The sequence below is a fragment of the Psychrobacter sp. JCM 18903 genome (assembly GCF_000586475.1).
GTDB lineage: Bacteria > Pseudomonadota > Gammaproteobacteria > Pseudomonadales > Moraxellaceae > Psychrobacter.
The window spans coordinates 1-23,385 of the sequence record NZ_BAWJ01000006.1 but is presented as its reverse complement, the minus strand read 5'-3'; the positions used below and the strand labels follow the sequence as shown (position 1 = coordinate 23,385).

Genomic DNA, 23,385 nt, shown 5'->3' with positions numbered 1-23,385 from the left:
TTATTAATGATATTAGTAGCAATAAACTTGAGCGTTGTCATTGCTAAAATTTGCTTATTATATTTTTTTGTCGTTATAGCTATCTTGACTCAGGCGCAGATAATAGCATCAATGTTGCTAGTTGATTACCATCTATCGCTTTAATCGCATGCTGAGTCAGTAACGCGTCGATATCCGCCAAGAACACCATCAAATCTTGCTTTGACATCTGCATGCTCACGGTGGCAAGTTGTTGATTAATGTCATTTGCACTGTGCAACCATTGATCTTTTTTATATTCCCTATTGCTAAGTAAACTTGACTCAAATAATGAACGCATCTTTGATTGCCAATTCTCTGCACCGATCAATACACATTGGCTTTGATGATAAAACAATAGCCAAGGCAGTGCTTTATTCTCACTATATGTTGTGCCAACAGATTCGGTTAATGCTTCATTTAAATGAGTAACAACGTCTAGGCAATAAGGCAAAGATATCGAATGTATTGCGACATCGTTAGCGATACCTCTGGTGTTTTGACTTATTTTCTCAGAAACACTTGGTACGTTTAAGGTTTGAGGCGAATACCTATCTTCTGACAACTGATAGGATTGTTTGGGCGCTTTTACCTGATGGCTTTTGCTTGAATGAATGGTCGTTGATGTGTTTGGCATTATGGTCGTTGATGTGTTTGGCATTACAGTAGCGAATGCATTATCGATAGACAGATTACTATCTACTATCTGACTATTACCTAGTATTTGAATAGCATCATTAGCATTAGTAGAACTGATCGTCTCTGTAGTCACTACTGTCTTAAGTTTTGTCCGAATCGCATGGCTTACATGCGCCATAATATTATTGAGCGGACTTATTTTGATACGATGTTTAGAGGGATGCACATTGATATTGAGCCACTGAGTGGGCAAATCAAAATAAAGCGCATAGCCAATTCCTACCAACTGAGCAGTTTGGGCAAGTTGGCGTAGCTGATTGCTTATCAATGCTTCTTTTACCAGTCTGCCATTCACATAGATTAACTTTGGTAAGGTGTCCTGCGAATCAGTGATAGGCCATAACCAACCATTAACGCTTGCTTGATCGCCAAAGCTATTATTAACATACTCTCTAGATGACTGCATTAAACTGGTGAGATCTATCGCTATTTCTAACGCCTTTTTGGTTAACGACAACCCAGTCGCTTGCTCAAGACGTGATAATGGCAAAGGATTGACATTATTATTGCCATTAGCATTTGTAGAAACGGCACTTAAAGACTTTGAATTTGAAAGCCTTGTAGTTGAAGACATCGTACTTAAAGACATCGCACTTGAAGAAAGTGACAATCGTTTTTTATGGTCATGAAAGAGCGTCAGTGCCACATCTGCTCGCGCCAAAGCCACTTCGCGCACAATCGTTTCGATATGACCGAACTCCGTCGCAATAGATTTCAAATTGCCACGGCGTGCTGGTACATTAAAATATAAATCTTTAACCGTAATGGTCGTACCACGATGATGCACAACTGGCATGAGCTTTGGCGCATCATCTAACACACCTGCGACTTGCAACTGGCGACCGATGCCACTGTCATCATGCTACTGGTTAAAGTCAGCCGAGATACTGCCGCCGTCGCCGCCAACGCCTCCCCGCGAAAACCCAACGTCGTAATACCGTGTAAGTTAGCGACATCCGCTATTTTACTGGTTGCATGACGGGTAATTGCCATGACCATATCATCGGGATGAATACCCACGCCATTGTCGACCACTTCAATCATACCCATGCCGCCTTGGGTAATATGTATCTCAATATTGGTCGCACCAGCGTCAATGGCGTTTTCTAGCAGCTCTTTGACTACGGCTGCTGGGCGTGTCACTACCTCACCCGCTGCCAATTGATTAATAAGCAGCGGCGATAGTTTTTTGATGCGAGTATAAGAATGATTGTCTGGCATTTGTGGCATTAAGAAGTATCGTTGTTTTACGTGATGATAAGTAGTACTGGCAGATATTGATGACTTATATTAAGGTCTGTTGAACATTCAAATGTATAATTAAATCTTGACAGAGGATAAATCTAAGTCTTGCGCTTGCCAAGCCTTCGATAGACGCAGCTTAACTTGACGCAACTCGCTATCATTGTCAGTGCTAGTAGCTTGCGTCATATCAATAAACAAGGTGGGCGGCGGTAAATAGCTGTCTGCGCGGCTGGCCCATTCGATGATAACCAACGCGTTTGCTCATCCAGATATTCATCAAAACCGATAAAAGACAGCTCTTCTGGGTCTTGCAGACGATACAAATCCGCGTGGTAAACTGGCTTGACTGAGCCGTCTTTTTGCTCGATGCTATAAGGCTCAACCAAGGTATAAGTCGGGCTTTTGACGGCACCTGCATGCCCGAGCGCCTGCAACCAATAGCGAGTCAGAGTCGTTTTACCTGCCCTAAATCACCTGCCAACCAGACACTACCTGTCAAGGGTAAAGCTGCCAATTGCGCAGCCAAACGCTGAGTATCAGCTTCTGTATACAGTATCAGCGTCTTAGCATTTTTGTCCTCTGTTGTACTATTAGGCATCAGGCTTACCTGCCTGCACTTGAGTCTGTACCTGCATCGTCACCGTTGGGTTGATAAAGCTTTCACCGCGGATCAATTTGGCATATAGCTCAGGGTCATGCCACTCGGCACTGACTTGATCGCTAAACTCAAACGCTTCTAGATGAAGCTTACCCATTTGCTCGTTCGCCACATCATCAGCAAAGCACTGCGCGTAACCGGTAGCAGTTTCGTGTGCAATCACCGAGTAAACGCTGACATCAGATTCACCGTTTTGCATTTGGGTTTGTTTTAGAACTTCTTGCGCCCAAAAGAATATCACGCGTGAAAACTGCTCTGCCGATGGCGATACTGGCAAGCTTATCCAGCGCGCACTGAATTTTTTACAGGCAGCGACATACTCAGGGTCGTCTTTATTCCAAAAACAAATCGCGTGATCAAAGCTATCGATAATGTCCTTGATAGACGATTTTAATAAGCCAAAATCATAGACCATTTGCCCATGATCTAAGCGCTTAGCCTCAAGAATCAGCTCAATCTGATAACTATGACCATGGATAGAGTGTTTGCAGCGCTCAGAGCTACAATTACGCACAATATGTGCATTTTCAAATTTAAAAAGTTTACGGATACGCATAACAATCAACCAAAACAGTAAGCATTTTTATGCTAAATATGAATATTATAAAATTTTGCCGCGATGACTTATCGGCTTGTGGCTTATTATAGCAAATCGTGATGACTCCGTAAGTAAGCACTTATTAATAGCAGTATTGACTAAATAAATCCATGGCATCGAAAATCTACTTATACAACCCATTTATCAGATAAATTTTTAGAAGGAGCATCAAACAAGGGATGGATACAGGATTGACTCAAATCGTAGGTGAATTGTGCTAGCGCTATCTATTGCGACCCCTTAAGCATATACTCATTGCAGTACGCACTATTTGCGTCATCAGCGTTAATCTAACCTTTCAGCTATTTACATTGGCTTAAAAGGTATTACGGCTTATCTCAAGAGGAAAAAACCATGAGTAAAGGTCAAGACAGTAAAAAGAACGTAAAAAAGAAACCGCTATTAACGGCAAAAGAGAAAAAAGCCGCCAAACAATCTAAGAAAGACGACAACGGCAGTATCTTAGGTAAACATTAATATTTAGTGTATCATTGTGTCACTTAAATCTATGTCAATCGAACCTCACGGTTTGATCGGCATTTTTTATGCTAGGTGCGGTCTTTATGCTAAGCACCGCGCGGCGCAAACATAATAATTGCCATGCCTAATAACGCAACCGCAGAACCTACTATATCCCACGTGGTCGGCCTGATACCATTCACCGCCCATAACCATAAAATAGCCATCGAAATATACACGCCGCCATAAGCCGCGTAGACTCTACCAGCTGCGGCAGGATGTAAAGACAACAGCCAAACGAAAGCGACCAAGCTTAGTACGCCAGGGACAAGCAGCCAAATAGACTTACCTTCTCGCAGCCATAGATAAGGCAAATAGCAGCCCGCAATCTCTGCTAATGCGGTCAGTGCAAACAGTCCAACGGTTTTTAATTCAGCCAACCCTATGACTCCTCGATCGTGATAAAACCTGTCATATACTGAACGGCATTACCAGAAATCATTACTCTGTCACCTGCGACCACACAGTCTAAAATACCGCCTCGTTTTGATGCTTGATAAGCGACCAAGTGATTTTTACCCAAACGCTCAGCCCATAATGGTGCAAGCCCTGTATGAGCTGAACCCGTCACTGGGTCTTCATCGCCACCATTGGCTGGCCAAAAATAACGTGAAATAAAATCATAATTTTTGTAGTCAGCAGACATAGCCTGACAAGTCACCACTACATCTAAAGGCGCAAGTTGTTTTAGCTGCTCGTTATCGCGCGCTACTGTTAATACGTCGGACTCTGCATTATAAATCACAAAATAGGCTTGAGCATTTTTATAGACTTCAACGGGTGCAATAGATAGTCCTGCAAGCAAGCTATCAGGGATATTGTCAACTTTCTCAGGCTTAGTATTAGGAAGGTCCATTTGTATCTTACCATCGTCTGTTTGCACAATGGTCAATATACCAACCGCTTTGGCTGAAAATTTGATACAGTTTAAATGAGGGTTTTTGTTAAATAACACAAAGGCTGACGCTAGCGTTGCATGTCCACAAAATGCAATCTCAGTGAAGGGCGAAAACCACCGGATATGATAAATACCGTCATCGTCAAGAACCATAAAAGCTGTCTCGGATAAGTTGTTTTCAAAAGCGATAGACTGCATCAAATCATCACTTAACCAATTATCTGTAATAACGACTGCCGCTGAATTGCCTTTAAAGACGGTATCCGTAAAAGCATCAACGACATTTATTTCTAGTTGCATTTTATGTTCTCGCTTTATTTTTATAGATCTATGGTTTTATAGCTTTATGAATTTTATGGTGTTACTGGCAATATCAATCAACAATAAATAGCTTAGCGCCTATCTTCGTTGACGAACGATGGGCAATCGTATTGTCCGCCACTTGATAAGTCATGCCCGCTGTTAAGGTGAAAGTACGACCATCTTTTAACTCAGTGTTCAGCTCGCCCTCAACACAGAATAAAATATGTCCTTTATCGCACCAGTGATCGGCAAGGTAGCCTGCGGAGTACTCAACCATATGCACATTGATATTGTTAAATTCGCAAGTCTTCCAATACCCCGTGCCCGTTTCACCTCTGTTTTCTACCGCTTCTACTGTCGTCCAATCGGTAATAGCAAAAGGTATATTTTTTATTTCCATAACGTCATCTCCCTGATTTTATTATTCATTCATTTATCATAAAATCTTTACTTACTATACCTCAAATCCAGCGCCGCACTTTATTTAGATAATCCTGATAAGTTTTGCCAAATTTCTGTGCCATCATCCGCTCTTCTGGCTGGATTTGAAAGCGCGTTATATAAAGTATAAAAATGGGCAATAGTACAAACGCCAGAAAGTGAGAAAGATAGAACGCCCAGCCTAATAATATAAGCACCAAACCCACATACATCGGATTGCGGCTATACTGATATACGCCGCTGGTCACTAAACTAGAGACCTGCTCTAACGCTTGCGGATTGGGCGTGGTCTGAGCTATTCTAAATTGAGTCACACCCATGATACCTAAGCTCATTCCGATCACACCCAAAGCCACTGCCAGTGCAGTTGAGCCGTTGAGTGAGAACGTCAAAGCAGGAACCATTTTAGTGACCAGCGGCGGTAATAATCACTTGGGCGACTGGAGGGACTTTAAGTGCTAGAGCGTTCATGATTAGACCTCATAGAGCGTTAAATGAAAAACCTCAACAGTGAGTGCTCATGATACCTGCTCACTATTTTCGTTTTAATTTTTACTTTTAGCCCTTGACTATTTAAACCGTAAAAAAACAATTATTTTCACCTTTTAGATGTCGCTATCCTTTATTTTTATTCTTTGCTCGCTAACCATATCACTGTATTTATACGGTTAACTGGGATTGTTATTTATCAAAATAACGCCATTTATGTAAAGTAAAAACATATATAAAAATATAATACCTCATAGAGTATTATGTCTTAAAGTTGTATTTAAATTTAAATGAGGAAACTGGCATCATGATGCGTATCGGATTGTTCTTATTAACCAACTTAGCGGTGATTGTGGTATTTAGCATCGTGTTTGGTATTTTATCCAGATTTTTTGGAATTGGTGGCGCACATGGTGCGGGCGGGTTAAATTACACCAGTCTTGCCATTATGTGCGGCGTATACGGCATGGTTGGTTCGATGGTATCACTATTTATCTCGAAGTGGATGGCCAAAAGATCAACGGGAACGGTGGTTATTGAAACGCCAAGCAATGCCACTGAAAAATGGCTGGTAGATACGGTGGCTAGACAAGCGCGAGCGGTAAATATTGGCATGCCAGAAGTAGGAATTTTTAATAATTCTCAGCCAAACGCGTTTGCCACAGGCTGGAATAAAAACAAAGCGTTAGTCGCTGTTTCATCTGGCTTACTGCAAAGCATGACACCCGATGAAGTAGAAGCGGTATTGGCACATGAAATTGGTCACGTGGCAAACGGTGATATGGTCACGCTGGCGCTCATCCAAGGGTGGTAAACGCCTTTGTGATGTTCTTTGCGCGTATCATTGGTAGCTTCGTCGATCGGACGGTGTTTAAAAACACCAGTGATAGCCCAGGTATTGGTTACTTCATCACGAGTATTGTGATGGATATTTTGCTTGGATTTTTGGCGTCTGCCATCGTTATGTGGTTCTCGCGTCTACGCGAATTCCGTGCGGATCAGATGGGGGCAAAGCTTGCCAGCCGCGAAAAAATGATTAGTGCGCTTGATGCTTTGCGTCCTTCCGAGCAGCGTCCAGATCAAATGCCTGAGAGCATGAAAGCATTTGCTATTTCATCAGGACAATCTACGGGCTTTAGTATCGCAAACCTTTTCCGCTCACATCCAACGCTTGATGACCGTATTGCGGCGTTGAGAAATTACAATCCTAATGAAGGGTAATGACTGGATCAGCTCCCCTACCTACTCGTAAATTTAACGTAAAAACCCAGACATAAAAAAAGCCTATCTATAAAAGATAGGCTTTTCTAAATCAAACTTATTATTTAAATATCAAACTCAAGCGATCTATCGCCTTCGCTATCTTTGATACGCGTTGGCAAACCAATCTTATTCAGCAGATTGATAAATGGCTTGGCATCCAGCTCTTCGACGTTGACCATCTTGCCAGCATCCCACTCACCAGTTGCGACCAGAATCGCCGCAGCAACGGGTGGTACACCTGCGGTATAAGAGATACCTTGGCTACCGACTTCGTTATAAGCGTCTTTATGATCTGAGATATTGTAAATAAATACCTCGCTATCAACACCGTTGATTTTGCCTTTAACTTTGTCACCGATGCAGGTCTTGCCCGTATAGTTCGGTGCAAGAGAGCTTGGGTCTGGTAGAACCGCTTTCACTACTTTTAACGGAATTACTTCTTGCCCTTCAGCAGTCATCACCGGCTGCTCAGAGAGTAAACCCAAACTTTGTAACACAGTGAATACATTAATATAATGCTCACCAAAGCCCATCCAAAAACGGATATTTGGTACGTCTAAATTGGCGGATAACGAATGCACTTCATCATGACCACTTAAATAACTGTTTTGCACGCCGACCACTGGTAAATCGTCAGTACGCTTCACTTCGAACATTTTATTAGACTGCCACTTGCTGTCCTGCCAAGAGTAAACCGTACCGGTAAATTCACGGAAGTTAATCTCAGGATCGAAGTTAGTAGCGAAGTATTTACCGTGGCTGCCAGCATTGATATCAATGATATCGATATCCGTCACCGAACCTGCATCCATCATGTCATAGCCAAGACGCGCATAGGCGTTGACCATACCGGGGTCAAATCCTGCCCCTAAAATCGCCGTGACATTATTATCCGCACAGCGCTGTTTGCGCTGCCATTCATAGTTGTCATACCATGGCGGCGTCTCACAAATCTTGCGTGGATCTTCGTGAATGGCGGTATCGATATAAGCAACACCTGTCTCGATACAAGCTTCCAATACCGTCATATTGATAAATGCCGAACCGACATTGATGACGATTTGGATACCCGACTCTTGAATCAGCTGTATCAGCGCCTGAGTATCCATAGCATCCACTTGGTGCGTATGCAATACTGCAGGCTGCTTGAAGCTATTCTTATCTTTCACGCTTTGGGCGATGGCATCACATTTATCTTGCGTGCGCGAGGCAATATGAATCTCGCCAAGGATATCGTTATGCATCGCACATTTATGCGCGACCACTTGAGCGACACCGCCGGCTCCGATGATGAGTACGTCTTTTTTGCTAGATTTGGCTTGTTGGTTTGTGTTCAATGAACAATCCTCCTTTGTGTCTCTGTCGATACCATCGATAGTGGCGAGTCAAAACAGAAACGAGTGAATGATATGCGTGAATTAAAAAGGAAGACCGAGGAAAACCCACGCACCCGTCGGGCAAAGCACCATTTGATTGTTGGCTTTTGCCCGTGGCGATTATAACAATTTTTATGACGTCATCGGGAAAAATAATACATAAAAAACGGACGCGTTAAAGTCATCTAATACAGACTTAAGCCTTTGTTTTTTAAAGTCTAAATTAATTTACCGAAACAATTAAATCAAGACAAGCTAGCTTTGTAGTCTTGATAATCAAATTTGCGCTGCACATCTATACTGCCATCTAGACGACGAATCACAATTGCTGGCATATTAACACCATTGAACCAGTTCTTTTTCACCATGGTATAACCTGCGGCATTACCAAACGCAATCTTATCACCTATTTGTAAATCGTTAGGTAAAGCATACTCACCAAAGATATCGCCTGCCAAGCAAGAACGGCCATAAATAATGGTGTTGTCTGATATGTTAGCTGCTTTAGTCATATCGACAGGTAATATATCTATCGATTCTTCGTTAATAGCTGCAATGGGTGCTGACTCGCGATAAATTAGCAAATCCAGCATATGTGCTTCGATAGAAGCATCGACGACAGCTAAGTTTTTTTCATTATGCATGGTATCTAAGACGGTCGTAACCAGTGATCCAGCACCATGAATACTTGCCTCACCCGGTTCAAGATAAACTTGAACACCATATTTTTCACTAAAGTCTCTTAATCTATCAGCCAGTTTTTCTAGTGGATAATCAGGCGCGATAAAGTGAATACCACCGCCCAAACTCACCCACTCAAGCTGCGCTAAAACATCACCAAATCTGTCTTCGATATCCGCCAAGCTAGCACTAAAGGCTTCAAAGCTGTCGTTTTCACAGTTGTTATGAATCATTACCCCAGTAATACCAGCAAGTACCGCCGTAATCTTATTTTTATCATGTTCACCCAAACGGCTAAAAGGACGCGCAGGATCAGCGATAATAAACGATGAATTACTGGTCTTTGGGTTTAAGCGCAGTCCCACTGGTATATTTTTTGCCGCCGCTTGATCTTTAAAAGCATTTAACTGTGAGATAGAGTTAAAGATAATTTTATCAGCATAGCTCAATACTTCATCGATCTCATCAGCGCTATAGGCGACGCTGTAAGCATGAGTTTCTTTTTTATTATCACTGTCTTTACCTTTACCAAAAGTCTCGTAGCCCAAACGCACTTCATTGAGTGACGATGAGGTTGTGCCGTGCAAATAAGGCTGCATCACATCAAACACGCCCCAAGTGGCAAAGCATTTGAGTGCCAATAATGCTTTAGCGCCTGATAGCTCGCACAGCCGCGAGATAATCTGCATATTGGCAACGATTGCCGCTTCATCGAGCAAATAATAAGGCGTAGGCGGTAGAGATGATTGTGTGGTGTTTAGCGAAGTTTTTGCATTCATAAGAGGTTACCTAATAGCTGCTGTTGGCATCATGACAGACATAAATATTTGCGCTATAGTAGACTAAATTCATCATAATTAGAATATCTTATGTCACTATCAACCGATTATTCCACTGCTACTAGCCAAGCTTATTCATCGCAGCTCGACCCAAAAAATATTCATTTAGAACATCTTGATGCTAATGCGCGTACAGTACTGGAGTTTGGTTCGACAAAGACAATGAGCAATATTGGTTTGCGCAAATGATGCTTTTGATAAGCAGATAAAGGATAAATTCGGTGACATCTGGCATGCGGCAAAGCAAGGTGAATGCGTGACATGGCGTATCGCCAACGCACCAACCGATAGCAATAGCTCCATCACGGCGTTGGCAGGCAGACTAGCAGAAATTATTGTCTTAGATCAGTTTTCGCGTAATTTGTGCCGCGGGCAAGCAGGCGCTTTTGCACAAGATAGTATGGCTATCGCATTGGCACAAGAGGCTATTGGACAACCACACTTTGATACGTTACCGACTGAATGGCGCAAGTTTATCATCATGCCATTTATGCACTCTGAATCATTGATGATCCATAAGCGCTACTTACCATTGTTTGAAAAATTACATGATGACAATACGCTGGATTTCGAAAATCGTCATAAAAATATCATCGAGCAATTCGGTCGCTATCCGCATCGCAATGACATTTTAGATCGTGAGTCAACGGATGAAGAAGAAGCCTTCTTGCAACAACCGAACTCATCGTTTTAGCGCTTATATATTTATATGATTGATTGCAATATGGTTTATTGCAATATGATTTATTGTAGTATAGTTACTTCAACTCAAAAGAAGTGTGAAGTACAAGGCAGCTAATTATAGGCATATACACTATTTCAAGCGAGAGGAACGCCGAACTCTTTTATAGTGCAATGGATTGACTATGATAATAAAGCAAGGGCTGAATCAGATAACTGGTTCAGCCCTTGCTTTATTCTACTTACTCTTTAGATATTTTCGTCCAGATTGGTGCTTTTATTCAGATTAAGAACACGTCTTAGTTCACTTAATTATTAGTTCACTATCCCTGTCGTAAAGGTAAAGCTCTCACGCTCGATAGTTTTATTATCCACTAAAATATCAAAGCTGACACGGTAGTCACTGTTGCCATGTAAACCACAGTTTTTGCCTTTTTTACTGGCAATCTGGCAGCTTTTCAAATTATCAGTGATTGGTAATATAAAAGCTTCGTTTGCTGGTAGTGCATTTGCCGTATTTTTATAGGGATCTTGGCGATAGTCTATCAGCTCAATCGGTACATCGATATTTCGCTGGATATCATGGAATGTCACATTGCTGATATCAATCGTTTGAGCAGATGGCATATTGATATAAATGGGTTGCCCGATAGGATCCACTCGCAAGTCACGCCCTGTATGCTTGACAGGATCTGGCGTCTCATTATATAGCGCGGTTACTGTATCCGTCACGCCTTCACATGGATAAGTAAATACGCCTTTAACCGTATTATCTTTAGTCGCTTGGGTCGCTGCTGCATGGTTGACCAAGACATAACCTTGGTTATTCGCCGCCTCTTTATTGTATGGCTTATAGATAACCACGCCAGTACCCGTCACGCTTGCACTAGGCATCATTAATGAACGCAAATGGTAAGGTGCTGCCAACAAGGACTTTGCCATCGAGCCTGCCACAACATTTGAGTGAATAAGATTGCCTGCTGAACTATAGTAGATAGATTGGGCAATATTCTCAGTCACACCATATCGTACATTTGGATAATTTGCGTTTGATAAGCGATCGGTAAAACTTAACCCACCAAAAAATGGATTATTGCTACTGGTAACGCCCGAAATATCTGCAATCTTATTTTCGTAATGCGCGCTGAATGCGGTCGGTGAGCTATTGGCAAAGACGTATTTAATATAATTTGCATGTTTAATGGCAACATCATCAAGCGCGGTATCAACAGATAAGCCGCTCAGACCACAGCTAGCACGCGCCAAACTGAACTTATTGTTGGCAATTAATGCAGCCTTTACCTCATTAGTAGCAGTAGTGCTATCAGGTTGATCGTCAACATTATCGCTTGAATTGTCACTTGTATTATCATTGGGCTGAGCATTTGGCTCGATAGCAGGTGGGTTCGGACTTGGCGCATTGGTATTAGAGCTGCTATCAGAGCCACCACCGCCCCCACCACAAGCCGTTAGAAACACTGTCAAAAAAAGCACTGCAGCAAGATTTTTCTGTGGCGTACTGATGGGTAGTGTACTGAGCGTCATTTTTTATCCTATAGAATAGTAGCGCGTATATAAGTCAATAAATGCCAGCGTTAAGTATGGGTACATAAGCTAAGTAGACTTAAGCTGCTAGGGCGTGTTGAACATTCACAAATAGGCACTGCTGATGGTTAAAATTGTTCCAGACAAGGCGCAAGTCGATGATGATGTTAATACCTTAGCTAGAATTGCAATGCCCTGCTTGTAAATAGCTGGGGGCAATTTTAGTATCAGCCCCAATATTAATAGAAGGGGACAGAACTCTTTTTTGCCGCTTCATTGTTAAAAATATACGCTTAGAATGACTAAACTTACTATTTTTAACGTCGAATCGCCTGCAAAATAGTCCCTGTCAGTGCCATAGTCGAATGTTCAACACGCCCTAACATCACAGTATTGAATTTATTTGTAATGGCATTGTAATACAGTCCAAAAATTTTTACTTGGTGTTTGTTGAAGACTGATACGTTCATTACGGACTATCTTATTTTTAGCCATGACTATTTTTGCTTAGGCTATTTTAAAGAAGCACGCTTAGCTTAACGTGTATTGTTAAGTGGCTTTCTCTAATGACTTCCTGACTGGTGCAAAACTACGTCTATGTGCAGATAATACGCCGTATTTTTCGATTGCCTCCATGTGTGCGCGTGTTGGATAGCCTTTATGCTTGGCGATACCGTATTCTGGATGCTCAGCATCAAGCGCATACATGGCTTTGTCACGGCTGACTTTAGCCAATATACTGGCGGCAGCAATGCTGGTATGACGCGCATCGCCCTTTACCCATGCTTGGCAATCGACAGTCGATTTGTCTATACCCAGTTCAGCGAGCATTGACTCATTTAATTCAGGGCAGCGATTACCATCGAACAAAACTTCGACCTGCCTCATAGAGTTGACAAGATGATGAGCAATGGCTTTTAACAACACTTCGGTACATAAGCGCATACCGAGCATCGTCGCTTGCAAGATATTGACTTGATCGATGACCGCTGCTGGGATCTCGGCGACAACATAACCAATAGCATGCTGCTGAACCAACGGATAAAGACGGTCACGCTTCTTTTCACTCAGCTGCTTGGAGTCGGTCAAGATAGATAATGGCGTGTCCTTTAATGGCTGCATCTCAATCAATCCTGACCAAGTTTTAGGCAATATCGCAGCAGCCACATTGACGCTACCGAGCAACGGCCCACGTCCTGCTTCATCAACGCCTATTTGTAGCGTTGACTGCTGTAAGCCTTGTTCCACTTTGATCGGATACTGAGTAAGTAGCTCATCAACATCTACCTGACCCGATAAACGAATAGGCTCAACCAGCTGTAGATATTGACCTTTGATATCAATTTGCTCAATACTTACTTCAATCGGGGTGACAGATTTGTCGGTTTGGTACTGGTTACTCATAGGGGCGCGGTATCTTTGTTATTAGGTATCATTGTGATTAATAGAAGAAGAAATGATCGCAATCAATAATGGCTTAAATCCGATGTTTCTCTTGGATAAACCATTGCTCAATCACACTATTAGCAGGATCATGATTACTCTGCTGTTGTAATAAGTGCTTGGTGGCGACGAGATCTCTTAATTGCTCAGCATAGGCACGCGGTTGCAGTAGCCGCATGACCGTACGACAGATATTGTCGCCACTCGCCTGCTCTTGAATCAGCTCAGGAACGATTGCAGTATCAGCCAAAATGTTAGGCAGCGCTACATAAGGTACTTTGACCAAGCGTTTGGCAATCTGATAGGTGAGCTTATTTAATTGATAAACCACCACCATCGGTCGCTCTAACAGCATCGCCTCTAGCGTTGCAGTGCCAGATGCTAGCATTACAATATCTGAGGCTGCCATCGCTTGTTGACTAAAGGCTGGCTGGCTAACATCATAAACCACCACAATCGCAGCACGCAGTTGCTCTGAGCGCTGATCAATAACATCTTGGACGATGTATTGGTGATTCTGGTCGACGGTCGGAATGATAAAGCACAGCTTGGGGTCGAGCAATATCAACTTTTGAATACCATCCAGCATCAATGGCAAAATAGCGTGATTTCACCGCGCCGAGAGCCTGGCATTACACAAATAAGCTGGCTGACATCGTCAAATCGTTCAATAAAAAACTGCTGCAAGCCATCGTTGTGCCAAACCAGCTCACTACGGCGCTGATTGATCGGTGCCTCTAATAATGTTTGATCGATCGTACGCAACAGCGGATGACCAACGCATATTGCTGGATGATTATGACGCTCATAAACGGATAGCTCAAAGGGGAACAAACACAACACAAGGTCGGTCGCCTCTTTAATATTATGAATACGTGACTCACGCCATGCCCAAATAGAAGGGCTCACATACTGCACGCAGAATACGCCTTGCGGTTTTAACTTTTTAGCCACTCTAAGATTAAAATCAGGCGCATCAATGCCAATAAACCAATCAATATCAGCGGCTTTAAATGCGCTCAGTAATTCACGGCGAGCTTTAAGCAGGTCAGGCAATTGCGCCATAACTTCTACCAAACCCATCACCGCCAAACGCTCTAACGGAAAAATGCTGTGTAGCCCTTGCGCTTGCATTTTTGTACCACCGACGCCGACCCACACAATATCACCACGTAGATTATTCATCTGCTGCATGAAGTCTGCGCCCAAGCTATCCCCTGACACTTCACCTGCGACGATACCGATGACCAATGGCACAGTCTGTAATTCAGCACTTCGAATTTCAGTCTCTGTTTGGTCTATAAAGTTATGATATTGATCAGGCGTAGCAGAATCTGTCATGACAAGCTCTCGATATTAAAAAATACAATAAATGCATATAAAATAAATGAATGATTATTATAAAATACGACGCATAAAATCTGCGCGAAAGCTCTGTGATACCTAAGCATTCGCCATACTCACTATTTTATCGTCATACCTTTTATATTGTCATCATACGTGACGATGATACAAATAGCTAAATTAGCTGATAAAAGCTAGAAATGACCACTTAACGGGTTAATTCGTTTTTCTATACGGATAGATAAATGGAGTAACAATCTTGCTTGTTGAAGCGCTCATATACGATTGGCGCTGAACAAGTATAACTAAGTTTTGGTTTCCTCATTCCAGTTATCAGTCAATTAACTGCGCGACTGCCCTTGTCAACCAACACTTTTGTCCGCATAATGAAACTCCCTATAAATCAGCTAGACGATATATAACCATGACAACATCAGTTACCCATAATGCAGATATTGACGACGTGAATATTGAAAAGTTCATTCCTTTGATCACTCCCGCTGAGCTAAAAACTGAGCTACCTTTATCAGATGCAGCCTATAAAACCGTATTAAACGGTCGTAATACCATCCAAAACATCTTGGACGGTAAAGACAAGCGCCTCTTTGTGGTCATCGGCCCCTGCTCTATTCATGATATCAAAGCCGCTCACGAATATGCCGATCGTTTGGCCATATTAGCAAAAGAAATCGAAGATAGCGTGTTTGTGGTGATGCGCGTATATTTTGAAAAGCCGCGCACAACCGTTGGCTGGAAAGGCATGATTAATGACCCTGATATGAATGACAGCTTCGACATTGAAAAAGGTCTGCGTACTGCCCGTAAGCTACTGCTCGATTTGAATGAAAAAGGTCTTCCTTGCGCCACCGAAGCATTAGACCCGAATACCCCGCAGTACATGCAGGATTTGATCAGCTGGTCAGCGATTGGCGCACGTACCACTGAGAGCCAAACGCATCGTGAAATGAGTTCAGGCTTATCGTGCCCAGTAGGCTTCAAGAATGGAACAGATGGCGGCATGACAGTCGCTGTTAACGCAATGCAAGCCGTAAAAGAAGGTCATAGCTTCTTGGGTTTGTCAGCAGATGGCAAAGTCTCAATCATCAAATCTAAAGGCAACCCTTACGCGCACGTGGTACTTCGCGGTGGTAACGGCAAGCCCAACTATGACGAGACTGCAGTTGCGCAAGTGGAAAACGAGCTGGCAAAAGGCAAAACCAATAGCAAGATTATGATTGACTCAAGCCATGCCAACTCAGGTAAAGATCCATATCTACAACCGATGGTTATCCAAAACGTTGCGGAACAAATTCAAAACGGCAATAAATCTATCATTGGTATGATGATTGAGAGCCACCTAAAGGGAGGCAATCAAAAATTGACGGCTGACTTAAGTCAGCTCGAATATGGCAAATCTATCACTGACGGTTGCTTAGATTGGGATAGTACGGTCACCGCCCTGTATAATCTACGTGATATGGTTAAAGACATTTTGCCTAACCGTTAATATTGACAGTCCCTCATCACGATAAAGATCACTCTATCTTGATAAGTTGCTCAGCAAAAAGCCCGTCTGACATGATATGTCAAACGGGCTTTTTTGTATGCTCTAACTTATTAGCTTATCACGTTTAATTTTTAAACGTAACTGATAAAATATTACGCTTTATACATTTGTCGCACCTAAAACACTGTTTAGACTTTCAAGTACGTGCTTAGAAGAAGCCTGCTTTTGCAACTCAATCAACCGCTCATGCGCCATTTGACGACGTGGCTCAGCAAGGTATTCCAACGCGCTAACACTTGCAATAAGCGCGACGCCAAAACAGGATTGGCATCATCCAACTTTTTAATCACACCAATATAAAGCTCTAACCCTTCTGCCGTCCATAAAGCCGTTGGCTGCGAGGTAAAGGCACTGACCACTGAGCGTACACGATTGGGCGTATTCCAATCAAAATCTGCGTGAGCGATCAAGGATTGGATAGTATCAGCGGTCACAGTATCAGCAGACGCCTGCACACTAAACCATAAATCGATGACCAAATCATTATTTTGGAAGCGATTATAAAAGTCCGCCAAATACTCATCAGCATTTAGCAGTTGATGATTGACCATCGCTTTCAACGCACCGAAACGCTCCGTCATACAGCTTGCATCATCATACTGCTGCTGCGCCCATTCATCTGCGCCATCGACATTTGCGGTCAGCGCCATATCGAGCACCACATTACGCAAGGCACGGATGCCACGAGCCTCGGCACTATCTTCATAAGACTGCATAGGTAGCTGCTCATAAAGCTCAGCCCATTGATCTTTTAGCGCCTCTGCAAGCTGCTGATACAAGTCGTCGCGCTGCGCTTTCACCAATGCTGGATCGTAATCTTTATGAATAGCAGACGCCAGCTCTTGCGCAGATGGAATATCAAGCAAGCGGGCAGCCAACATTGCATCCTCAGCCGCGAGCACAGGCAATGTCTGCGCTAGTGCTTGCAGATAGATATCAGGACTGCTCTTCTCACCTTGACCTTGCAACAAGATACGATTGACCAGCATCTGCGTCACTTGCCAGCGGTTAAAACCATTGGTTTCATGTTTGAGCAAAAATGCCAAATCTGCATCTTGATAATCATAATTGAGCTGTACTGGCGCACTAAAATCACGTAGCAAGGATACTACAGGCTCACGCGTTATATTTTCGAAGGTAAAGGTTTGCGTGGCTTGATCGAGTAGCAGCATACGCTCAGCCACAATGTCACCAGTGTCTTTATCAAATAGCGCAGTCGCTACCGGAATAGGCAAAGGTTTTGGCGCAGCAAAGCCACTGATATGACGGGTTTGCTGACTTAACGTAATCGTCAGTGTCTGCGCTGCATGGTCATAATGTTGATGACCAGACACCATTGGTGTGCCCGGCTGACGATACCAGTCGATAAAGCTTTCAATCTTGCTATCCGTGATGCTAAGCGCTGACAAAAAGTCCTCAACCGTGACTGCTTGCCCATCATAACGACGGAAATACTCATCCGTGCCTTTACGAAAATTCTCGGCTCCTAACGTATTGGCAATCATGCGCACGATTTCAGCGCCTTTCTCATAAACAGTCGTCGTATAAAAATTATTAATCTCGACAAAACTCTCAGGGCGTACTGGGTGTGCCAGTGGTCCTGCATCCTCCGCAAACTGATGAGCACGCAAGGTCGCCACATCGTCGATACGCTGTACGGCACTCGACTGCTGATCCGCTGAGAATGATTGATCGCGGTAAACAGTAAAGCCTTCTTTTAAGCACAATTGAAACCAATCACGGCAAGTGATGCGATTGCCTGTCCAGTTATGAAAATACTCATGGGCAATGATGGCTTTCACACTAAAGCTACGCGCATCCGTTGTCGTCTCAGGACTGGATAACACACAAGCGGTGTTAAAAATATTTAGACCCTTGTTTTCCATTGCGCCCATATTAAATTGACTCACGGCAACAATCATATAGCGATCTAAATCGTAGGCGCGACCATAATTGACCTCATCCCATTTCATCGAATCTTTCAACGCTTGCATACCGACATCACATTTATCGATGTCAGCGGACTTTGCGTATATTTCCAGCAACACCTCACGACCTTCGCTGGTGGTATAAGAATCCGTTAATACGTCTAAATCAGCGACAACGCAGGCAAATAGATAGCTTGGCTTATTGGTTGGATCATGCCATATCGCATAGTGACGGTCTGGGGCATCTGCCACTTCACCCGCTTCGACCAAGTTACCATTGGCCAATAGTGTTGGATAACGCTTATCCGCCTCAAGACGCGTGGTAAATATCGCTAGCACATCGGGGCGGTCTGGATAAAAGGTGATTTTACGAAAGCCTTCGGGCTCACACTGAGTGACAAACATCGTCTCATCACCACTGCCCGCCATATAGAACCCTTCAAGTGCGGTATTCGTCTGCGGACAGATGCGTACTTGAATCTCTAAAACAACCTCATCAGGTGCATTATTAATAGTCAACGTACCTGCTTGTTGTTGATAATCCTCAGCCATCAATGGCTTACCATTCATCGTAATGGCGATCAGCTCCAACTCCTCACCGAATAATACGAGATCTCCTGCTGTTTGACGTACCATCTTCAGAGTGCTGTCTACCTGTGCATGATTTTCGAACAGTTTAATATCTAAATCAACCGTTTCCACATCAAAGCTAGGTTTCTGGTAATCTTTTAAATTAATTTTACTTGGTGCATGCGGTGGCACATCTGGCATATCAGGATTAATGATTTGAGCATCAGTTTCAGCAATAGACATGGGTATTCCTATTATTATTTGTGGCAAAAAATATATACGGTAAAAAGCGGGATAATTTAGGTTAAGGCAGGTCATCAATTAGCATAATCTTATGACCATTAACATGATAATGGTATCTTGCTACATTGACCTAAACTGCCAAATTTCAAGAGCATACCCCAATTTTATTATGTTCATCGTCCATGACACTTATCAAAATGCGATGGTAATGAGAGAGTCGATATATCAAAAGATTGGGAGAGTCGATACATTAAAAGAGCGGCATAATCAGCATCAATCACCCATTGGATAATCGCGATTAAAATGATTTAATAGAGTCACTGATGACCAACACTCGATAAACGGCCTATTATATGATAAAGCAAACTGCCAGTCGCTCAGACATTACGTTACCATTACTGATAGATTACATTGAGGCTCTTTTGCCCTCACTAACCATACAAGCGAACGCATCCACAACGACTGAATCTACTGATAATGACACTGAGTTGCTGTGGGTCGTCCCAGACCAAAATGCTCGGTTAGCATTAGAGACACTGCTAAAAAATACCCGCTCACTACAAATATCGACATTATTAGAGCTCAATCAACGACAATTGCCTGAACGTTATGAGCTCGCCTGTTTTTGGTTACCCGCACTCTCACCAGAGTTGCTGCAGCAGTATATTCCGCTGCTCATGCGCTATCGAGATCTTTATGCGGCACACCTGCTCATCGCCCTTGATGACACCCTAGATCTAAAAGCTTATGGCTTTACCCCATTTGATATCTTGCATGAGCCATCTTTAGAGATGAATACTACTTACCAAACAAAGCAGCCTTTATCTGTAAAATCATCAGCGTCCGCTAGACTTTGGCAGTTCAATTTATATGATTATAAACAGCTGCCAAATTGGTTAAATGCGGATTATTGGGCCAACCCTGAAAATTGGGGCAAGCACCGCTGGTAGTGGATCTCATATCTATCTGTAAATTCTAGCATTATTTACAGTAATACTACTTACATAAAGTAACATTTAGTATATGATAGATAGCAATTGCCTAAGTTTTATCGTAAGCAGTTCAAAAAAACAATTTTAATTAATTAAAATTTTAGGAGCTCATTATGTCAACCAGTTTTTCTAAGATCGCAGCCCTCGCTGTATTATCAAGCGCTGTGGCACTAACCACAGGTTGTGCGACCAAACGTGCTACTTCTGAAGTCGTGGTTGCCCCGCTAGGTATCCCAGGTGGTCAAGTTGGATACACTGGCGCAGTCATCGTAGATAACTCAAGCGCGGTTATTATGGGCGCAGAAAACCTACAGGCAGTTGTTTACTTTGCTTTTGATAGCAGTGAAATTACTTCACAAGCAGCGAGTATTCTTAATCAACATGCCAGCTTGCTCAACTCAAATCCAGCAGCCAGCGTTGTTATCGCAGGTAATACTGATGATCGCGGTAGCCGTGAATACAACATGGCACTAGGTGAGCGCCGTGCTGCAGCAGCACGTGATTACCTTGCTACTCAAGGCGTCGCAGTAAACAATATCCGCGTCATCAGCTATGGTGAAGAGCGCCCTGCTGCAGCTGGTAATACTGAAGAAGCTTATGCACTAAATCGCCGTGCTGAACTGTCTTACTAACACCAGTAAAACCAATCACAGTCGATAAAGCTCAACATATTTTATAATTGAAAGCCCAGCAATAATATATCGCTGGGCTTTTTGCATGTTACTAAGCGAACCAATCCAATAGATGCAATCAATGATGCCAAGCTCTATCTTAAACCTAACTCATGTCCAATATACCCAGCTCGATCCTGCAACGTGGTGCGCCACTGCACAAGTGAGCGAACGTTCATCTCAACCTTAAAAGACTGTGGGATGAATTACTGTGGTCATCCGCTAACAATATATCGCAGGTAGATTTTCAGAAACTTTACGAGCTTAATTGGCATTATTGCCTGTCACCAGTAAGTTTATCAACACGTGAAATGGCGCAGCATCAACGTCACCTACAACGTAAAGGCGTTCGATTATTGCTACAACAATTACTGGATGAGCTAAAGTTGCGCGATACTTTGGATGAGTCAAATTTCCCGTACCGGCTTAGCAGCAGTAAATATTACGTATGCTTTAGTCATACAGGCAACAAGAATCATGATACTAATCAAAATACTGTTCAGACAATCAATAAATCATTGAACAGTAAAGTAACAGTGGTCATTAGTCGTCACCGTCCCATTGGTGTTGATATTGAAACCAATCATGTAGCATGGCACGTGGCACAGCGGTTTTATTCTGAGCATGAAATGGCTGCTTTACAAGCATTATCCCCACTTCAGCGTAAGATTATCGCTAAATTACTATGGCAAATAAAAGAAAGTTTTATCAAAATTCATCAATACAAATTGGCACAAGGGTTAGGAATAGATTACTCCTACCTGATTGCTGATTTAGTTTATGCCATTAGAGAACCGTCATCTTTAATGGTCATAGTAGACATTAAGTCCGATTACCGTATCGCGGTATTGTCAGCGCAACAAACCATTGTTATTTTCTAGATTATTTGTACATATGATTTATTCTAACAACTACCCTTTCACAGACAAAAAAACGACCCTTTTTAGGGTCGTTTTTTCTTGCTCTTCTTCTAATAACAGTACTTAAACTGTGATTAGATTAGAAACGGTAAGTTGCACCAAGCTTAACAATTGGCATCCACTCAAGATAGTCTTTATCTTCAAGCTCACGCTCAGCAAGTTTAGCAACTTGACCAGCATTTAAGCCTGAATCTACACCACCTGGAGTAACACCATTATCAATATTCACATTTCTTTCTGGGTCAACTGCATTTACAGTCGCGTTAGTTTTACCCATATAGGCTGCGCCGATTTCGCCGAATACACCCCAGTTGTTACCGATGTTAGGACGGAAACCGATAGTACCATAAGGTGCTAGTTTGTTACGATGTTCCATAGTACCTTGTAAAGAACCTACACCGTTTTCGCCATCAGCAACAAACGTTCTATCGTTAATTTTGTATACGCCGCCATCTGGATTAGCAGTTACGTCGATGTCGTTGTCAGGTACAATGATACCAGCACCCATTGTAAACCAGTTACCAGTAGGACGTAATTGCACACCTAGGTACGGGTTGCTGAAGTCAGAATCAACGTCATAGTTTACGTCGTTTGCGTCAAAGTCACCGCCGAATAGGTCAGCAACATCGCCACCAGCCCAACCAGCTTGTAATTCAGTTTTCTCATTTAGTGACCAACCGATGTTAGCACCATAACCTAGTGTACCAACTTCAGCGCTAACAGAAGCTGGGTTGATAGCAGTTTGGAAGAAAGTCTTAGTACCACCGACAACAGCACCAGTAGTATTGCGAACGATACCAGCGTCAGCATTGTATGCATAAGCAACAGGCTCAGCTTCATATGCAACAGCAACAGGCTCAGCTTCATACACAACTGCATCGTTACCATCAACAACGATAACAGGTTCAGCAGCTAGTGCAGCAGTTGATGCTAAAACGGCAGCAGAAATTGCTGTTAATTTAATAAGTCTCATAAATACTCTCCTAAAGTGTGGAATAAGTCGCCCATAAAAAATGACAATTTAGCTTTTTTTAAATCGATCATTTTGTTGAGCAGATTAAAACAATTTTGGCCGGAAAAGTCACCCCTCTAGGAGCGCTTTTTATTTGCCGTTATGTAAAGATTGCATAGATATTGTAATAATTACTACACCAATCCGCAAAACTTCGACTTTCTGTTACACAATGCTCTTAAAGTAACTCAACAGCGCAAACATGAATATTGGTTAGCTTAATCTTCATGTAAGGATATTACAAAATATGTCATTATAATGACCTACCTCTTTATTTAACTCAATGACAGTTATATAGCTTATTACTACAGTTTGTTGTATTTTGTGAGATGGTGTAGTAATTATTGCTTTTAGAAAACTTTTCAGAAAAAAGTATTGGTATCAGTTTTCAATATTGTATGACTGTGTGACGTTAGTATTGATACATTTAGTATTGGCATAT

Annotated in this window: 17 protein-coding genes and 5 pseudogenes; 7 read left to right on the top strand and 15 right to left on the bottom strand. The window is 42.5% G+C overall.

From position 1 onward, the window contains the following. Positions 1–79: 79 nt before the first annotated feature. The 4 genes and pseudogenes from TT12_RS05510 to TT12_RS05500 form a co-directional block, all read right to left on the bottom strand. The gene (locus TT12_RS05510) at positions 80–1,552 is read right to left on the bottom strand and encodes a DNA mismatch repair MutL family protein (RefSeq protein WP_502685168.1); all 1,473 of its coding nucleotides are present in this window, start codon (positions 1,550–1,552) and stop codon (positions 80–82) included. Beyond that, positions 1,531–1,947: a DNA mismatch repair endonuclease MutL gene (gene mutL, locus TT12_RS19315; protein WP_502685167.1), complete on the bottom strand. Its 417-nt coding sequence runs from the start codon at positions 1,945–1,947 to the stop codon at positions 1,531–1,533. The genes TT12_RS05510 and mutL overlap by 22 nt, the downstream gene beginning before the upstream one ends. Before the next feature lie 90 nt (positions 1,948–2,037). Beyond that, a pseudogene (tsaE, locus tag TT12_RS05505) lies at positions 2,038–2,560 on the bottom strand (tRNA (adenosine(37)-N6)-threonylcarbamoyltransferase complex ATPase subunit type 1 TsaE). Next, positions 2,553–3,176 (bottom strand): 6-pyruvoyl trahydropterin synthase family protein, encoded by a 624-nt coding sequence (locus TT12_RS05500; RefSeq protein ID WP_045452830.1) that lies wholly within the window; start codon positions 3,174–3,176, stop codon positions 2,553–2,555. Before TT12_RS05500 ends, tsaE begins: the two are co-directional and overlap by 8 nt. A 396-nt stretch (positions 3,177–3,572) precedes the next feature. On the opposite strand from TT12_RS05500, the gene TT12_RS18240 reads away from it, so the two are divergent. Next, entirely contained in the window at positions 3,573–3,695 is a 123-nt protein-coding gene (locus TT12_RS18240; protein WP_020443648.1) for a hypothetical protein, read from the top strand. An 89-nt stretch (positions 3,696–3,784) separates the two neighbouring features. Here the strand turns inward: TT12_RS18240 and TT12_RS05495 are convergent, their stop codons facing one another. The 4 genes from TT12_RS05495 to TT12_RS05480 all read right to left on the bottom strand — a co-directional run bounded on the left by TT12_RS05495 (position 3,785) and on the right by TT12_RS05480 (position 5,783). Further along, the gene (locus TT12_RS05495) at positions 3,785–4,117 is read right to left on the bottom strand and encodes a YnfA family protein (protein ID WP_045452826.1); all 333 of its coding nucleotides are present in this window, start codon (positions 4,115–4,117) and stop codon (positions 3,785–3,787) included. 2 nt (positions 4,118–4,119) lie between these two features. Then, positions 4,120–4,935, bottom strand: coding sequence for a PhzF family phenazine biosynthesis protein (locus TT12_RS05490; protein ID WP_045452823.1), 816 nt, complete (start codon positions 4,933–4,935; stop codon positions 4,120–4,122). A gap of 73 nt (positions 4,936–5,008) precedes the next feature. Next, positions 5,009–5,338 carry a DHCW motif cupin fold protein gene (locus tag TT12_RS05485; RefSeq protein WP_045452820.1) on the bottom strand — a complete coding sequence of 110 codons (330 nt, stop codon included), beginning with the start codon at positions 5,336–5,338 and terminating at the stop codon, positions 5,009–5,011. A 61-nt stretch (positions 5,339–5,399) separates the two neighbouring features. Next, the gene (locus TT12_RS05480) at positions 5,400–5,783 is read right to left on the bottom strand and encodes a methyltransferase family protein (RefSeq protein WP_045452817.1); all 384 of its coding nucleotides are present in this window, start codon (positions 5,781–5,783) and stop codon (positions 5,400–5,402) included. Positions 5,784–6,175: 392 nt separating this feature from the next. Here TT12_RS05480 and htpX point away from each other — a divergent pair. After that, positions 6,176–7,089: pseudogene (gene htpX / locus TT12_RS05475) on the top strand (protease HtpX). Between the two features lie 104 nt (positions 7,090–7,193). Here the strand turns inward: htpX and TT12_RS05470 are convergent. Both TT12_RS05470 and nspC read right to left on the bottom strand, forming a co-directional pair. Further along, a complete protein-coding gene (locus TT12_RS05470; RefSeq protein WP_045452814.1) occupies positions 7,194–8,468 on the bottom strand; it encodes a saccharopine dehydrogenase family protein in 1,275 nt (424 codons plus the stop codon). 284 nt (positions 8,469–8,752) lie between these two features. Then, entirely contained in the window at positions 8,753–9,967 is a 1,215-nt protein-coding gene (nspC, locus tag TT12_RS05465) for a carboxynorspermidine decarboxylase (RefSeq protein ID WP_045452812.1), read from the bottom strand. A 90-nt stretch (positions 9,968–10,057) separates the two neighbouring features. Between nspC and TT12_RS05460 the strand changes: the two are divergent. Next, a pseudogene (locus tag TT12_RS05460) lies at positions 10,058–10,721 on the top strand (DUF924 family protein). Between the two features lie 302 nt (positions 10,722–11,023). Here the strand turns inward: TT12_RS05460 and TT12_RS05455 are convergent. From TT12_RS05455 to lpxB, 3 genes and pseudogenes are all read right to left on the bottom strand, one after another. Continuing rightward, positions 11,024–12,253: a CAP domain-containing protein gene (locus tag TT12_RS05455; RefSeq protein ID WP_045452809.1), complete on the bottom strand. Its 1,230-nt coding sequence runs from the start codon at positions 12,251–12,253 to the stop codon at positions 11,024–11,026. Between the two features lie 549 nt (positions 12,254–12,802). Further along, on the bottom strand, positions 12,803–13,657 hold the full coding sequence (gene rnhB / locus TT12_RS05450) for a ribonuclease HII (RefSeq protein ID WP_045452807.1): 855 nt from the start codon (positions 13,655–13,657) through the stop codon (positions 12,803–12,805). A 73-nt stretch (positions 13,658–13,730) separates the two neighbouring features. Beyond that, positions 13,731–15,037: pseudogene (gene lpxB, locus TT12_RS05445) on the bottom strand (lipid-A-disaccharide synthase). Positions 15,038–15,464: 427 nt separating this feature from the next. Between lpxB and TT12_RS05440 the strand changes: the two are divergent. Beyond that, the gene (locus tag TT12_RS05440) at positions 15,465–16,547 is read left to right on the top strand and encodes a 3-deoxy-7-phosphoheptulonate synthase (RefSeq protein WP_045452804.1); all 1,083 of its coding nucleotides are present in this window, start codon (positions 15,465–15,467) and stop codon (positions 16,545–16,547) included. Between the two features lie 159 nt (positions 16,548–16,706). On the opposite strand, the pseudogene pepN reads toward TT12_RS05440, so the two are convergent. Continuing rightward, positions 16,707–19,306: pseudogene (gene pepN, locus TT12_RS05435) on the bottom strand (aminopeptidase N). Positions 19,307–19,701: 395 nt separating this feature from the next. Here pepN and TT12_RS15325 point away from each other — a divergent pair. The 3 genes from TT12_RS15325 to TT12_RS05415 all read left to right on the top strand — a co-directional run bounded on the left by TT12_RS15325 (position 19,702) and on the right by TT12_RS05415 (position 21,892). Continuing rightward, positions 19,702–20,298: a DUF6231 family protein gene (locus tag TT12_RS15325; RefSeq protein WP_201605795.1), complete on the top strand. Its 597-nt coding sequence runs from the start codon at positions 19,702–19,704 to the stop codon at positions 20,296–20,298. Between the two features lie 155 nt (positions 20,299–20,453). Then, positions 20,454–20,972 (top strand): peptidoglycan-associated lipoprotein Pal, encoded by a 519-nt coding sequence (pal, locus tag TT12_RS05420; RefSeq protein WP_045452798.1) that lies wholly within the window; start codon positions 20,454–20,456, stop codon positions 20,970–20,972. A 350-nt stretch (positions 20,973–21,322) separates the two neighbouring features. Then, entirely contained in the window at positions 21,323–21,892 is a 570-nt protein-coding gene (locus TT12_RS05415; protein WP_207804001.1) for a 4'-phosphopantetheinyl transferase family protein, read from the top strand. A gap of 118 nt (positions 21,893–22,010) precedes the next feature. On the opposite strand, the gene TT12_RS05410 is transcribed toward TT12_RS05415, so the two are convergent. Beyond that, entirely contained in the window at positions 22,011–22,904 is an 894-nt protein-coding gene (locus TT12_RS05410; RefSeq protein ID WP_045452795.1) for a hypothetical protein, read from the bottom strand. Positions 22,905–23,385: the final 481 nt, after the last annotated feature.